Here is a 15,055-nt window from a genome sequence, read left to right as displayed (position 1 = left end):
TCAGGCCCCGGCCGGGCTATGCACAATATTGATCGATGCAAGCTGCATGATCTTCTCCTCCGTCATGTCCTCTCCCTGCACCTCACCGGCAATGCGCCCTTCGCGCACGACCAGCACGCGATCGCTGACGCCGATGAGTTCCGGCAGCTCCGAGGATATGACCACCACTCCGACGCCTTCGCGCGCCAGTTCCCGTATCTGGCGGTGGATTTCGGCCTTTGCACCCACATCCACCCCCCGTGTCGGTTCATCCAGAAAGACGACCTCGGGTTCCACCGAGAGCATCTTTGCAAGAGCCACTTTCTGCTGGTTGCCGCCGCTCAAGGTGGAGACAGCGTCGCCGACGCTATTGGCCCGCAATTTCAGCCGCTTGCCCAACTCATCGGCGCGCTTCATTTCCTTGCGCCGCTCGATGAAGCCCATGCCGTTCGATATCCTGCCGACATCGAGCGCCGAGACATTTTCGGCAATGGACATATTGAGGAAAAGCCCGTCACCCTTGCGATCCTCGGACAGATAGACCAGCCCCTCGCGGATGCTGTCGCGATAATCCTTCAGCCTCAGCGGCCGACCACGCAGCGTAACTTCGCCGCTGGGTTTCCCTTCCAGCCGGCAAACCGCTCGTGCGATCTCGCTTCGGCCCGCACCGATCAAACCGGCAAGACCGAGGATTTCACCACGACGCAGATCGAAATCGACATCGAAAACCCGTTTTCCTTCGTTCAATCCCCGAACGGACAGAATGACATCGTCCGACTTTTCATCGTCCGAAAGTTTCGGCGGATAAAGCTTGTCGAGAACCCGCCCGACCATGCTGTTGACGACCTCCTCCGGAGAAATCTCAGCGATATTCGCCGTCTTGATGTGACAACCGTCGCGCATGACAGTGATGCGGTTGCAATGCTCGAAAATCTCCGCCATCCGGTGCGAAATATAGATGATCGCAATCCCGCGTTCCGCCAGCCGATGCATGATCCGGAAAAGCGTCTGTGCTTCAGTTTCGGTCAGAGCCGCCGTCGGCTCATCCAGGATCAGGATACGGCAATCCAGCGTCAGCGCCTTGGCGATTTCGACTATCTGCTGTTGCGAGATCGACAGATCACCGGCGCGGCTGGCGGGGTCGATATCACCGATTTCCCGCAGGATGGTTGCCGCCCGCTTGCCGAGATCGCGATAATTCATGAACAGGGAGCGGCTTTGCCCAGTCTCCGACATGAACATGTTCTCGGCAACCGAAATTTCCGGGCAAAGGGCAATTTCCTGATGGACGAAACCGATGCCGAGTCGGTTCGCCGCATTGGGCGAAGATATCCGCACCGGTTTGCCATCCAGCAGGATTTCGCCGCCATCCGGCTGCAGAATGCCATCGATAATATGCATCAACGTCGACTTGCCGGCACCGTTTTCACCCGCCAGCGCGTGGATTTCACCACGCCGCAATTCGAGTGCAGCACTGCGCAACGCCCGCACGGGGCCGAACGCCTTATGAATATTCGTCATGCTGAGGATGACCTCGCCCATAACGCCCTCCCGAAGCTGCTTCCCATTTGACCGGCGAGGCTCAAACCCCGCCGGTTCATGGGCGACGCGTCAGCGCCCCTTCATATAGTCGTTGAGATCAAAGGAAGCGGCATTCGCCTTGGTGATCACGGCAAAACCATTGTCCATCGACGGAACCTGCATCGGGTTGAAGCCCGACACCTTATAGTCGTTGAACGGGTCAATCAGGTCCGAATGGGCGCCGAGAAAGGTGTTCATGAAACCCATGAAGCCCTGAACGCCCTGGTTGGGGTTGATGGACATGTAGATATTGCCCTGCTTGATATGCTCGAGCGTCGCAGGCGTGATGTCCGCGTGCAGGATCAGGACCTTCTTCTTTGCCTCCAGAACAGCGGCCGTCGCGCCTTCGGCCGAACCGGCCTCGGGAATCCACAGGGCGCCCAGATTAGGGTTGGCCTGCAACAATGCGCCGGTTGCCTGATAGGCGAGGTTCGAATCCTGATTGGTCGCCTGGCGGCCGACCAGTTTCATCTGCGGGTAGGTGCGCCCCATATAATCGATGAGGGCGGTGACGCGCAGATCGTGGTTGCTCTGACCCGGATTTTCCAGAACCGCATATTCGCCTTTTTCGCCGATCTTCTTGACGATTTCATCAGCCGCGAATTTCGCCTCGGCAACATTGTCCGAGGTGATATAGGCGGTGCGCTTCGACTTCGGAGAGTCAGCCGCGAAAGTCGTCACCGATACACCTGAGGCAATGGCCTTGTTGATCGGTTCGATGAAGGGATCAGCCTGCATTGGATGCAGCAAAATGCCTTTCGGCTTTTTCACCAGTTCCTGTTCGAAGGACGCGATCTGCTTGGTGATGTCATATTCGGGCGTGCCAGTGAAAACAGCCTCACAGCCAAGCGCCTTGGCGGCCTGCTTGAACCCTTCAAAGACCGGCACCCAATAGGGGTGGCTGGAAACCATGACGTTCATCACATAGGTCTCACCCGGTTCGCAGGCGAATTTGCCCGCAGCGGCGGCCGGTGAAGCCACGCCAGCGGAAACCGCCACGGCAAAAACACCCGCGGCAACGGTCGATTTCAGAAAAGCCAACATATTCCCCTCCCAAGGACAATGAGCTAGTCCGCAATAAATTTTGAACTTTGTAATTTATTGCATGACCATTGAGATATCCGCAAACCGAGTGGGCGTCAATGCGATTTGAATTTTATTTTGTTGTGCGAAATTTATTTCAATCAACGCAAACGTCATCGGGGAGGATCGGCGATAAGGGCCCATCGAGGCAATCTGCCGCTTGCGGATATTCACGCTTCGAGACGTTGTGAAAACCTCTTGCGGATCATGTGGGGAGATTGAATTGGCGCAGGCCAGAAACGAAAAAAGGGTTTCTGATTACTCAGAAACCCTTTTTATGAATTCGGATGGTGGGCGTGACAGGGATTGAACCTGTGACCCCTACGATGTCAACGTAGTGCTCTCCCGCTGAGCTACACGCCCTCCGTTGGCGGCGGATAGACCACAAAACCGGTTCATGCGTCAACTGCTTTTTTTCGGTTTTGTGAAGGTTTTTTAAGAGGCCTTACGCCACAAGGAGTTTGTTGACCTCATCCACCAGATCGCGCAGGTGGAACGGCTTGGAAAGCACCTTGGCGTCCTTCGGGGCCTTCGAATCGGCATTCAGCGCGACCGCGGCAAAGCCGGTGATGAACATGACTTTCAGGTCCGGGTCGAGTTCGGTCGCGCGTCGCGCGAGTTCTATGCCATCCATTTCAGGCATGACGATATCGGTCAGCAGCAGCGAAAAAGGCTCTTCGCGAAGCCGGTCGTAAGCGCTTGCGCCATTGTCGAAGGAAGAAACCTTGTAACCGGCTTTTTCCAGCGCCTTGACGAGGAAGCGGCGCATATCGTTGTCGTCTTCAGCAAGAAGAATTTTTTGATTCATGGTTAAGTGACCGTAACTGCTCAATGTTTGGAATACCCTAGCCCGATTATAGGATTTTCACGGTAAATATCCTGTGAACACGTGAATCGGTATAGCGCTGCTTTGGCGATAGTATGGACTTGCTGCACGGTAACTGGCAACATGAACGTCCTGATAGTTTGTGACATGGTAAATGGGTCTGAATGGACTGGGTAACGGGCGAATATGAGTTGTTTGAAGTAACGGAGCCTGCCGTTCAAACCCTGCCATTCGTCTATAATTCACCCCATAGCGGCCGCTGTTATCCCATTTCCTTCCTCGAATCGGCGCGGCTGGATTCGCATGAGATTCGCCGCTCGGAAGATCATTTCGTCGATGAGCTTTTCGCCGCCGCCCCCGAGATCGGCGCGCCGCTTCTGAAAGCGAATTTTCCCCGCGCCTATCTCGACGTCAATCGCGAGCCCTATGAGCTCGATCCGCGCATGTTCGAAGGCACCCTGCCGCCTTATGCCAATATCGGCTCCATGCGGGTTGCCGGCGGCTTGGGCACGGTGCCGCGCATCGTCGCCGAAAATATGGACATCTATGCTCACCGCCTGCCGGTCGATGAGGCACTTTCGCGGATCGAGACAATCTACAAACCCTACCACGCCTGCCTGCGCCGGCTGCTTTCACGCACCCATGCCAATTTCGGCATGGCGGTGCTGATTGATTGCCATTCCATGCCCGGCAATATCCGCGTCGCCGGCTCAAACCTTAGACCGGATGTGATCATCGGCGATCGATACGGCACCAGCGCATCCCAGGAAGTCTCCCGCGCCGCCCTGCATTTCCTTGAGGAGCTGGGTTTCATCGCGGTCTGCAACAAGCCTTATGCTGGCGGCTTCATCACCGAACATTACGGCCGGCCCATTCGCTCCCTCCACGCGCTGCAGATCGAGGTCAACCGGTCGCTTTACGTCGATGAAAAGACGCTTTCGAAGAAAGCCGATTTTCCAGCCATTCAGGCATCGCTGGAAATCTTCATGCGCCAGCTCGGCGCTTTCGTTTCGGAATACGCGATCGAGACTTCGCTCGCCGCCGAATAACGCGTCAAATTCCCGATATTTCAAATCTTTAGACGAGACCGTCTGGCGGCATGCCGGGCAAAAAAAACCGCGCTTTTGGCGCGGTCAAGTCTAGGGAGGAAACACCCAAGGAGGGTATTTACAGTCAAAGACTGCAGGGTCACGCTACGCAGTAAATGCACAATTGTCAATCATTTTATTTTATGCCTATTTTTTAGACTTTTGCCGAAAATATGGAAACACCGGCTCCCGCATCCATACGAGTGGACGGCGGATGTGATTCCGGTCTATGCATTTCGCCACGCAATTCAGGCTCCACCATCCAGGCAATGAGGTTTCGCATGCTGCCCGACCGGAATTTCTTCTTCAAACTTGCCGATGCAGCCAGCGCTGAAACGCTTCCCCGCTTTCGCACGGGCATTGCCGTCACCAACAAGCAGGATGGGGGCTATGATCCGGTGACGGAAGGCGATCAGGCAGCAGAAACCGCCATTCGCGCGCTCATCGAAGAGCATTTTCCGCAGCACGGCATTCTTGGCGAAGAACACGGTAATGTCGGTCTCGACCGCGACCATATCTGGGTCATCGACCCGATCGATGGTACCCGCGCCTTCATTTCCGGCGTGCCGGTCTGGGGCACGCTGATTGGTTTCCAGTCAGCCGGCCGCGCCACGATGGGTATCATGGACCAGCCCTTCACGAAAGAGCGTTATTTCGCAGATGGTGAAAGTGCCTGGTATTTCGGACCCGATGGCGAAAAGAAAATCCGCACGCGTGATTGCGCGTCTCTGTCCGATGCGGTGCTGTTCACCACCACCCCGCATATCTTCACCGCAGAAGAAAAGCCGCTTTATGAAAAGGTAGAGAAACAGGTCCGCCTTTTCCGCTACGGTGTGGATTGTTACGCCTATTGCCTGCTGGCCGCCGGCCATGTTGATCTGGTGATCGAATCCGGTCTGAAGCCCTATGATGTCGGCGCATTGATCCCGTTGATCGAACAGGCTGGCGGTATCATGACCACCTGGGATGGCGGGCGCCCGGAAAATGGCGGGCGCATTCTGGCAGCCGGGTCCAGGGCCGTGCACGAAGAAGCCCTGGCCATCCTCTCGAAACTCTAGGAGCCTGGCGCGGCCATCACTCCGGCGCGAAAAACGCGTCGATGGCCGCCAGAGCCTGTTTGCGGAAAACATCGCGTTCATGCAGCAGCTCATGGCGCGCACCGGTGACGGGAAGAAGCTGTGCCGCCCGGAAATTGCGCGACAGTTCTTCCTGCGCTTTATAGGGCGTAATCGTATCCAGCATCGGCGCCAGAATGAGGGTGGGGATGGTGATGTTCGTCAGATGATCCTGACGGGTCACCCGCGCCATGGCCTTCAAGGCTTCATAGACCCAGCGCGCCGTTGGCGCACCGATGAACAGTTCCGGAAATTGCCGGTGCAGCAATAGATTTCGCGCAAAACGCTTCGCATCCGAGGTCAGCGGGTTGCCATCGAAATCCCGCTCACGTTGATCCTTGCCGAGCTGAATTCTTCCCAGGCCAATGAGACTTAAGACCGTCGAGACAAGCCGGATGACGGGCGAGGGAATGGATTGCTGGCTGTCCAGCTCGATGAATGGCGAGCAAAGCGCCAGTCGATCTATCCGGTTGGACAGGTCGGGTGCCGCCGCAAGTGCTGCAAGCGCACCGGTGGAATGCGCGATCATGAAGAATGGCAGCCGTGTATCCGGCAACACCACCTGCTCGAGAAACAGGCTGATATCGCGCTGATAGTCGGAAAACCGCCGAACATGCCCGGCGCCCGGCCTCTTCAGCAGCCGTTCAGAACCGCCCTGCCCGCGCGTGTCGAAGGTCGCGACCCAGAAGCCCATGGCCGTCAGATCGGCAATCGTTTCGAAATATTTCTCGATACACTCGTTGCGGCCGTGCAGAAGAACCACCGTTCCGCGGGCAATATGGCGGCTGGCGCGAAAGATCGCATATCGAAGCTGCTTGCCGCCATGGCCGGCAAAATATCCGACGGTATGGTTGCCGGGAACCGGGTTATCTTCACTGACGCGCAATGTGGCTTCGATCATCGGTCTTTTCCGGCTTTTCAACTCTTTTCGGATAGGTCGGCGGCGACAGAAGGTCAAAGAAAAAATTGCCGGAACCGTCGGTTAAAGCAGTCGCGGTTCCGGCCAGTAAGACAGAAGAAGAAGGGACGTTATTGCTTCTGTCCACGGAGAATGTCTCCGATGACCGCAGTTTTATGGCGCTCAAACTGAACGATGCCGGAACCGGATGTTCAGCCATGGTTCATGTTGTGACCACCCCTTGACGCAGGCTCCAGCCATTCCCATCTCCTTCATGCGGTCGCCAGAACGGGACCGCGCCCTATGTCCGGCCGTTGCCAGAACGGGACGCCGGATCTAACCGCAAACAGTCGCTTCTTAGGAGGACACCATGCGTCACGTCGATTTTTCCCCCCTTTATCGCTCCACCGTTGGCTTCGACCGTCTTTTCTCGATGCTTGACGGCCTCGGCCAACCCGAGCAGGCCCAGTCCTATCCGCCCTACAATATCGAGCGGACGGGTGAAAACACCTATCGTATCACCATGGCTGTTGCCGGTTTCGATGAGACCGAACTCAGCATTGAATCCCGCGCCAATGCGCTGACGGTGAAGGCTGAGAAGTCCGGGGACGAGAAGTCATCCGAAGGCGAATTCCTGTATCGCGGCATCGCCACGCGCGCTTTCGAACGCCGCTTCCAGCTTGCCGACCACGTCGAAGTCCAGACCGCTTCCTTAAAGAACGGCCTGCTCCATATCGATCTCGTCCGCAATATTCCGGAAGCCATGAAGCCGCGCCGCATCGCGATCTCGTCCGACAGCGCCGATGCGCCGAAGACGATCGAAGCCCAGATCACGCCGGCTCAGGTCAACTAAACTATCGTGAAATGCAATCGGAACGGCCCCTTCACGGGGCCGTTTTTGTTTGCAGAAATTTTTGTGTCAGCGGGTGGATGCCGCCACGCCTTCTGCAGCAGCCGTTTCCATAATCGCTGCCTTCTCATGGGCCTTGCGGGCATAACGCTGGGCCAGCACGGCGCAGACCATCAGCTGAATCTGATGGAAGAGCATGATTGGCAAAACGATTGCGCCAATGCTCTGGCCGGCAAAGATCGCGCCCGCCATGGGCACGCCACTGGCAAGGCTCTTCTTGGACCCGCAGAAGGTGATGGTGATTTCATCCGCCTTGTTGAAACCAAGCGCCCGGCTGCCGAACATCGTCACGCAGAGGACAAACGCCAGAAGCACGATGTTGATGACAATGACCACGCCGATGTCGCGCAGGGAAAACGTCTGCCAGATACCCTCGATGACAGCATCGGAAAAAGCGAGATAGACAACCATCAAGATCGAGCCGCGATCAACGGGAGACAGCAGTTTTTTGCGCGCCCGGATCCAGTCGCCAATCCACGGCTGCAACACCTGACCGACGATGAAAGGCAACAACAGCTGCAGGAAGATTTGCAGGAAAGCGTCCAGCGAAAACCCGTTGCCATGGCCGCCGACCGTAAACAGCAGGCCAACCAGCAATGGCGTCAGGAACATGCCGAAAATATTCGATGCCGAAGCCGAGCAGATCGCCGCCGGCACGTTTCCGCCCGCCATGGAGGTGAAGGCGATGGAGGATTGCACAGTGGATGGCAGGACACAGAGAAAAAGCACGCCCATATAAAGCGGCGCCGGCAGGATGTTTTCGGGAATGAAACCGATCGCCACGCCCAGCAACGGGAAAAGGCCGAAAGTGACGAGCAGGATCGCCAGATGCAGACGCCAGTGCAGGATGCCGGCAATCACCACATCCCGCGAAAGTCGCGCACCATGCAGGAAGAACAGAAGCGCAATCGCCAGCTTCGTCGCAAGGCCGAAATATTCCGCCGGCTGACCGCTGATTGGCAGAAAGGAAGCCAAAATCACGGTGGCCACCAACATCATGGTGAAGCGGTCAGGCAGGAAGCGGGTCATGGGAAAATCTTTCCGGCATCAGTTTTACTTGAAATGTCAGCCACTATCGCTAATCATGAATTCGAATGCAAAGACTAACAGTTATCATGATTTGAGATAATGCTGAACCTTCAACATCTAGCCAGCTTCGTCATGCTTCAGCAAACCGGCAGCTTCACGCTGGCCGCCGAGCGACTGGGTGTCGGCCAATCCACCGTCAGCCAGCATATTCAACGGCTGGAAGCCTCGCTTGGTCGTCGACTGATTGCGCGCAGCACCCATCAGGTGAAACTGACCGGTGAAGGCGAAGCCCTGCTCGGTTATGCCCGCAATATGCTTGACATCGACAGCAAGGTCTCTTCGCTCTTCAGCGAAAGCCGCCTGCGCGGACGGCTGAGGCTCGGTGTTTCCGAAGATTTCGTCGCCAGCCGGCTGACGGCCATTCTGGAAGAGTTCATCCGTCTTTATCCTCTGGTGGATCTGGAACTGACGGTTTCGCTGAGCGGCGTGCTTTACCAGATGCAGGATAATGGCGAACTGGATGTGGTGCTGGCCAAACGCCGTCTTGGCGATAAGCTCGGACACTTCCTCTACCGCGAACCGCTGGTGTGGCTGGCGCGTGACCCCGAGCGCATGCTGAACCAACCGGACGCCCTGCCGCTGATCGCCTTTCCGCCGCCGAGCATTACCAGAAAGGCGGCGCAGGAAGCGCTTGACCGCGCTGGCCTCTCCTGGCGCATTGTCTGCACCTGCGGCAGCCTCAGCGGGCTGACGGCTGCTGCAAGAGCGGGCATGGGCATTCTGGTGCAGCCACGCAGCATGGCGCCTGCCGGTCTCAAGGAGATTGCGGCGGATGTGCTGCCGGCACTCGAAGACGTGGAATTCGTGCTTCAGCCGAGCAAGGGCACAGATACGAAACTGGTGCGCGCCCTTTCCGATCTCGTGTCCAGCAAGAGCATCGCGCCAGGCAGCTTCGTATAGCTTCCCTGACGCATTTCCGGACGCAAAACCGCTTCACACTTTTGCTGGAAATGCTCTAGTTTTCCCGCCGTGAAAGGCACCGGCCGACGCTGTCACGCCAGCCGGCGATGGCGTTTTTCCGCTCCGCCTCGTCCATGTCAGGAGCGAAACGGCGGTCACGTTTCCAATGGGCTGCGAAGGCTTCACGATCCGGCCAGATGCCCGCACGCGATGCAGCGAGCCATGCGGCACCCAGAATGGTCGTCTCCAGAAAGACCGGCCGGTCTACCGGTGCAGCGAGAACATCGGCCAGCCTCTGCATTGTCCAGTCAGAGGCAACCATGCCGCCATCGACCCTCAGCACCGTCTTGCCATTGTCACCCGCCCAGTCCTTGCGCATGGCATCCAGGAGGTCAAACGTCTGATAGGCAACGCTTTCCAGCGCAGCACGTGCGAATTCCGCAGGTCCTGTTCCACGCGTCAGGCCGAAGATCGCTCCGCGCGCATCAGCATCCCAATAGGGCGCACCAAGGCCGGTGAAGGCCGGCACCAGATAAACACGCTGATTGGGATCGGCCTTTTCGGCAAGCGCGCTGACTTCCGAGGCGACCGAGATGAAACCCAACTCGTCACGCAGCCATTGCACCGCCGCACCGGCAATGAAGATCGAACCTTCGAGCGCATAGGTCGTCACACCATCGAGACGGTAAGCAATCGTCGTCAGCAGCCGGTTGGTGGAAGCGACGCGATCCGTGCCGGTATTGAGAAGCGCGAAGCAGCCGGTGCCATAGGTTGATTTCATCATGCCCGGTTCGAAGCAGGCATTGCCGATGACAGCTGCCTGCTGATCGCCGGCAACACCGAGGATCGGGATTTCTGCGCCTAGAAGCGCCTTGTCCGTCACGCCGAAATCAGCGGCGCAATCCAGCACCTCCGGCAGCATGGCGCGGGGAATGTCGAGGACCGACAGCAGCTCGTCATCCCAGGCATTGTCCTCAATATTGTAGATCAAGGTCCGAGAGGCATTGGTGGCGTCGGTCACATGGCGACGACCGCCGGTCAGGCGATAGATCAGGAAACTGTCGACGGTGCCGAAGCAGATGTCACCCCTCACCGCCTTTTCGCGAAGACCGCTGACGCTATCCAGAATCCATTTCAGCTTGGTGCCGGAAAAATAGGGATCGAGCAGCAGGCCGGTCTTTTTCGAAAACAGCGGCTCCAGGCCACGGCGTTTCAGGTCCTCGCAGATGGGTGCGGCGCGCCGATCCTGCCAGACCACCGCACGGTGTACGGCTTCACCCGTGTTACGGTCCCAAAGCACTGTCGTTTCGCGTTGGTTGGTAATGCCGATAGCCTCGATATCGGAAGCGGCGATGCCGGCATCGGCAAGCGCCAGCCGGATGGTTTCGAGCACGCTTTTCCAGATATCCTCGGCATCATGTTCCACCCAGCCCGAGGCCGGGAAATGTTGCGGAAATTCTCGCTGTCCGACACCGATGACCCGCATGTCGCGATCAAAGACCATCGACCGTGTCGATGTCGTTCCCTGATCGATCGCCAGAATATAACCGCCCATTATGTAACTCCCTTTCAGACGCAATGACGGGGCGGCAAAGCCGCCCCGGTTTCAGAGCACGTCGTCGGACGTACTCTGTATCTTTGTTTTCACGCATTTTCCGGACGTAAAACCGCTACGCACTTTTACTGAAAATGCTTCATGTCACGCAGAGATTACTTCTGCCAGCTTTTGACCAGTTCGTCGTAATTGACGGTGACCGGCTTTTCCTTTTCGTTGGCGATCTTCAGCTGCGGAGCCAGATTGCCCTTCGAAACGGCGTCCTTGTTCCAGTAGTCGATATCGTGCTCCTCCGCCAGTTTCGGGCCGATATCACCCTGCACACCGGCGCGCTCGATACGGGCCATGACTTTTTCCTGCTCGGCGCAGAGCGAGTCCATGGCTGCCTGCGCGGTTTTCGCACCCGACGACGCATCGCCGATTGCCTGCCACCACAGCTGCGCCAGCTTCGGATAATCAGGAACGTTGGTGCCGGTTGGAGACCATTGCACGCGGGCCGGCGAGCGATAGAACTCGATCAGACCGCCGAGCTTGGCAGCCCGATCCGTGAAGCTCTGGTGATGGATCGTGCTGTCACGAATGAAGGTGAGACCCACATGACTCTTCTTCACATCCACCGTCTTGGAGGTCACGAACTGCGCGTAAAGCCATGCAGCCTTGGCGCGGTCGTCGGGGGTGGATTTCATCAATGTCCACGAACCCACATCCTGATAACCGAGCTTCATGCCGTCCTTCCAGTAGACGCCATGCGGCGAAGGTGCGACGCGCCATTTCGGCGAGCCGTCCTCGTTGACGACAGGCAGGCCGGGCTTGGCCATATCGGCGGTAAAGGCCGTGTACCAGAAGATCTGCTGGGCAATGTTGCCCTGCGCCGGCACCGGTCCGGATTCGGAGAAGGTCATGCCCTGTGCTTCCGGCGGCGCGTATTTCTTCAGCCATTCGAGATATTTCTCGATGGAATAGACCGAAGCCGGACCATTGGTATCACCACCGCGCGCCACGCAGGAACCGACGGGCTGCGACTTGTCGTTGACCTTGATACCCCATTCATCGACCGGCAGGCCGTTCGGCAGACCCTTGTCGCCGTTGCCAGCCATGGAGAGCCATGCATCGGTGAAGCGCCAGCCAAGCGACGGGTCCTTCTTGCCATAGTCCATATGGCCGAAGACCTTCTTGCCGCCAACATCGCGGCCGGTGAAGAATTCGGCGATATCCTCATAAGCCGACCAGTTGACCGGCACGCCGAGGTCGTAGCCGTATTTGGCCTTGAAATCGGCCTTGTTCTTGTCGTCGTTGAACCAGTCGTAACGGAACCAGTAGAGGTTCGCGAACTGCTGGTCGGGAAGCTGGTAGAGGTTCTTGTCCGGCGCCGTTGTAAAGGCGCTGCCGATGAAATCCTTGAGGTCGAGACCGGGATTGGTAACGTCCTTGCCTTCATTGGCCATGAAGTCCGTCAGGTTGCGCACCTGCTGGTAGCGCCAATGGGTACCGATGAGATCGCTGTCGTTGACCCAGCCGTCATAAAGGTTCTGGCCGGTCTGCATCTGGGTCTGGATCTTTTCGACGACGTCACCTTCCTGGATGATGTCATGCGTGACCTTGATGCCGGTAATGGCGGTAAAGGCCGGCGCCAGAACTTTCGATTCATATTCATGCGTGGTCAGGGATTCGGAAACGACCTTGATGTCCATGCCGGCGAAAGGTTTCGCGGCATCGATAAACCATTGCAGTTCCTTCTCCTGATCCGCACGGGAAAGCGACGACATATCGCCGATTTCCTTGTCCAGAAACTGCTTTGCTTCCTCCATTCCGGCGAAAGCGGAACCTGTCATTGCCAGCAGCATGGCTGCCGTCGTCGTCATCAGATGCCGTCGCATATCAGTCCTCCCAGGGGTTGCGATTGCATGAAGTCCTCCAGTGCGGTTTTCCTCCGCCGCACCGTTCTTTCTGCTCTAGACGAAACGGAAAACGCCGATGGCGTAGACCACGGACAGAGCGAGAGCCCACCACAGGTTCGGGCCGACCAGCCCGAGCCATGCGAGATGAATGAAGGCGCTGCCGAGCAGCGAAATGAACAACCGGTCGCCGCGCGTGGTTTCAAAGCGCAAGAGGCCGAAACGGGGATTGCCGCCGGGCGAAAAATATTCCCAAACCCACATGCCGACGAGCAGCGCGGCGATGGCGCAGAAAAATGCGGCCGTAGCCCAAGTCCACGCCATCCAGGTAAAATCGGGCATCTTTATCATGGTCAAACCCTCCCCAGCGCAAAGCCCTTGGCGATGTAATTACGCACGAACCAGATCACCAGCGCACCCGGAATGAGTGTCAGCACACCGGCGGCGGCAAGCAGGCCCCAGTCCATGCCGGCGGCGGACACGGTTCGCGTCATCGTCGCGGCAATCGGCTTGGCGTCCGTCGTCGTCAGCGTACGGGCGATCAGAAGCTCGACCCACGAGAACATGAAGCTGAAGAAGCAGGCCACACCGATGCCGGAAGCGATGAGCGGCATGAAAATCTTCACGAAGAATTTCGGGAAGGAATAGCCGTCAATATAGGCGGTTTCGTCGATTTCCTTCGGCACGCCCGACATGAAGCCTTCGAGGATCCACACCGCCAGCGGCACGTTGAACAGGCAATGCGCCAGCGCCACAGCAATATGCGTGTCGATCAGCCCGAATGCCGAATAAAGCTGGAAGAAGGGCAACGCGAACACGGCGGGCGGCGCCATGCGGTTGGTCAAAAGCCAGAAGAACAGGTGCTTGTCGCCGAGAAAACGGTAACGCGAGAAGGCATAGGCCGCCGGAAGTGCCGCTGCAACCGAGATCACCATGTTCATCACGACGTAGATAATCGAGTTGATGTAACCCGAATACCAGGAGGAATCGGTGAAGATCGTCCGGTAGTTCTGCAGCGTCGGCTGATGCGGATAAAGCGTCATCGACGAGACGATTTCCGCATTCGTCTTAAAGCTCATATTGACGAGCCAATAGATCGGCACCAGCAGAAGAATGATGTAGATCGTCGGCACCAGCCAGGAAAAACGCGATGGCCCATGGCGGCGGCGCGATCGTGCCGCAAGGCCCGACAATCCCGCCGAGGCAGCTTTCACCGGGGAATTTCCCATCCGTTCCACGCTTGTGGTGACATCAGAGGCGCTCATGTCTCAAGTCTCCGCGTCGTGGCTGGTCATCACGGTGTAGAACACCCAGGACAACAGCAGGATGATGAGGAAGTAGATCAGCGACATGGCTGCTGCAGGACCAAGGTCAAACTGGCCGAGCGCCATCTTCACGAGATCGATGGACAGGAAGGTGGTGGAATTGCCCGGGCCGCCGCCGGTGACCACGAAAGGCTCGGTATAGATCATGAAGCTGTCCATGAAGCGCAGCAGGAAGGCGATGAGCAGTACGCGTTTCATCTTCGGCAGCTGGATGAACCGGAATACGGCGAAACGCGATGCGCCATCGATCCTGGCCGCCTGGTAATAGGCATCCGGAATGGAAACGAGGCTGGCATAGCAGAGCAGCACGACGAGGCTCGTCCAGTGCCAGACATCCATGATGACGACCGTGATCCATGCATCGAGCGGATCATTGACGTAGTTGTAATCAAGCCCAAGCTGGTTGGCGTAATAACCGAGCAGCCCGATATCGCTGCGCCCGAACACCTGCCAGATTGTGCCGACCACGTTCCACGGCACGAGAAGCGGCAGCGCCATCGTCACAAGGCAGACAGGCACGCCGATGCCGGATTTCGGCATTTTGAGCGCGATGAAAATGCCGAGCGGAATTTCAATCGCGAGGATGATGCCGGAGAACAGCAGGTTGCGCCCCAGCGCATCCCAGAACCGGGCCGATGCCAGAATTTCTTCGAACCATTGTGTGCCCGCCCAGAAGAACTGGTTATTGCCGAAGGTATCCTGCACCGAATAGTTCACGACGGTCATCAGCGGAATGACGGCGGAAAAGGCGACCAGTACCAAAACCGGCAGCACCATGAACCACGCCTTGTTGTTCCAGCTCTTTTCCATG

15 protein-coding genes and 1 tRNA gene are annotated in these 15,055 nt (G+C 57.5%); 4 read left to right on the top strand and 12 right to left on the bottom strand.

Annotated elements, in window-relative coordinates; translation table 11 throughout:
- The 4 genes from QSV77_RS23500 to cpdR all read right to left on the bottom strand — a co-directional run bounded on the left by QSV77_RS23500 (position 1) and on the right by cpdR (position 3,451).
- Positions 1-1,521: a sugar ABC transporter ATP-binding protein gene (locus QSV77_RS23500; RefSeq protein WP_302735245.1), complete on the bottom strand. Its 1,521-nt coding sequence runs from the start codon at positions 1,519-1,521 to the stop codon at positions 1-3.
- 69 nt (positions 1,522-1,590) lie between these two features.
- Positions 1,591-2,604: a substrate-binding domain-containing protein gene (locus tag QSV77_RS23495; protein WP_271362019.1), complete on the bottom strand. Its 1,014-nt coding sequence runs from the start codon at positions 2,602-2,604 to the stop codon at positions 1,591-1,593.
- 327 nt (positions 2,605-2,931) lie between these two features.
- Positions 2,932-3,006: transfer RNA gene (locus tag QSV77_RS23490), tRNA-Val, on the bottom strand.
- Positions 3,007-3,088: 82 nt separating this feature from the next.
- On the bottom strand, positions 3,089-3,451 hold the full coding sequence (cpdR, locus tag QSV77_RS23485; RefSeq protein ID WP_003497910.1) for a cell cycle two-component system response regulator CpdR: 363 nt from the start codon (positions 3,449-3,451) through the stop codon (positions 3,089-3,091).
- Between the two features lie 182 nt (positions 3,452-3,633).
- Between cpdR and QSV77_RS23480 the strand changes: the two genes are divergently transcribed.
- Complete coding sequence (locus tag QSV77_RS23480) at positions 3,634-4,518, top strand: N-formylglutamate amidohydrolase (protein WP_046799046.1); 885 nt, start codon at positions 3,634-3,636, stop codon at positions 4,516-4,518.
- Positions 4,519-4,838: 320 nt separating this feature from the next.
- Positions 4,839-5,615: a histidinol-phosphatase gene (gene hisN, locus QSV77_RS23475; RefSeq protein ID WP_302735244.1), complete on the top strand. Its 777-nt coding sequence runs from the start codon at positions 4,839-4,841 to the stop codon at positions 5,613-5,615.
- Between the two features lie 16 nt (positions 5,616-5,631).
- On the opposite strand, the gene QSV77_RS23470 is transcribed toward hisN, so the two are convergent.
- Entirely contained in the window at positions 5,632-6,573 is a 942-nt protein-coding gene (locus tag QSV77_RS23470) for an alpha/beta fold hydrolase (RefSeq protein WP_302735243.1), read from the bottom strand.
- Positions 6,545-6,718: a hypothetical protein gene (locus QSV77_RS23465; RefSeq protein WP_193559526.1), complete on the bottom strand. Its 174-nt coding sequence runs from the start codon at positions 6,716-6,718 to the stop codon at positions 6,545-6,547. The genes QSV77_RS23470 and QSV77_RS23465 overlap by 29 nt, the downstream gene beginning before the upstream one ends.
- Before the next feature lie 222 nt (positions 6,719-6,940).
- On the opposite strand from QSV77_RS23465, the gene hspL reads away from it, so the two are divergent.
- The gene (gene hspL / locus QSV77_RS23460; protein ID WP_046799048.1) at positions 6,941-7,423 is read left to right on the top strand and encodes a heat shock protein HspL; all 483 of its coding nucleotides are present in this window, start codon (positions 6,941-6,943) and stop codon (positions 7,421-7,423) included.
- Positions 7,424-7,489: 66 nt separating this feature from the next.
- Here the strand turns inward: hspL and QSV77_RS23455 are convergent, their stop codons facing one another.
- Complete coding sequence (locus QSV77_RS23455; protein WP_302735242.1) at positions 7,490-8,509, bottom strand: bile acid:sodium symporter family protein; 1,020 nt, start codon at positions 8,507-8,509, stop codon at positions 7,490-7,492.
- Between the two features lie 99 nt (positions 8,510-8,608).
- Between QSV77_RS23455 and QSV77_RS23450 the strand changes: the two genes are divergently transcribed.
- Complete coding sequence (locus QSV77_RS23450) at positions 8,609-9,469, top strand: LysR family transcriptional regulator (protein ID WP_142841715.1); 861 nt, start codon at positions 8,609-8,611, stop codon at positions 9,467-9,469.
- A gap of 55 nt (positions 9,470-9,524) precedes the next feature.
- Here QSV77_RS23450 and glpK read toward each other — a convergent pair whose 3' ends face one another.
- The 5 genes from glpK to QSV77_RS23425 form a co-directional block, all read right to left on the bottom strand.
- A complete protein-coding gene (gene glpK, locus QSV77_RS23445) occupies positions 9,525-11,024 on the bottom strand; it encodes a glycerol kinase GlpK (protein WP_142841716.1) in 1,500 nt (499 codons plus the stop codon).
- 155 nt (positions 11,025-11,179) lie between these two features.
- Positions 11,180-12,901 carry an ABC transporter substrate-binding protein gene (locus QSV77_RS23440; RefSeq protein ID WP_302735241.1) on the bottom strand — a complete coding sequence of 574 codons (1,722 nt, stop codon included), beginning with the start codon at positions 12,899-12,901 and terminating at the stop codon, positions 11,180-11,182.
- Positions 12,902-12,976: 75 nt separating this feature from the next.
- Positions 12,977-13,270: a DUF2160 domain-containing protein gene (locus QSV77_RS23435; RefSeq protein ID WP_271362027.1), complete on the bottom strand. Its 294-nt coding sequence runs from the start codon at positions 13,268-13,270 to the stop codon at positions 12,977-12,979.
- Positions 13,271-13,272: 2 nt separating this feature from the next.
- Positions 13,273-14,184, bottom strand: a complete 912-nt coding sequence (locus tag QSV77_RS23430; protein WP_137087126.1) for a carbohydrate ABC transporter permease — start codon at positions 14,182-14,184, stop codon at positions 13,273-13,275.
- A 3-nt stretch (positions 14,185-14,187) separates the two neighbouring features.
- Complete coding sequence (locus tag QSV77_RS23425) at positions 14,188-15,054, bottom strand: carbohydrate ABC transporter permease (protein ID WP_046799053.1); 867 nt, start codon at positions 15,052-15,054, stop codon at positions 14,188-14,190.
- Position 15,055: the final 1 nt, after the last annotated feature.

It is taken from the genome of Agrobacterium sp. V1 (genome assembly GCF_030518355.1).
In the GTDB taxonomy this organism is placed as follows: domain Bacteria; phylum Pseudomonadota; class Alphaproteobacteria; order Rhizobiales; family Rhizobiaceae; genus Agrobacterium; species Agrobacterium cucumeris.
The sequence above is the reverse complement of the archived record's forward strand: the minus strand, read 5'-3'. Positions and strand labels throughout refer to the sequence as shown.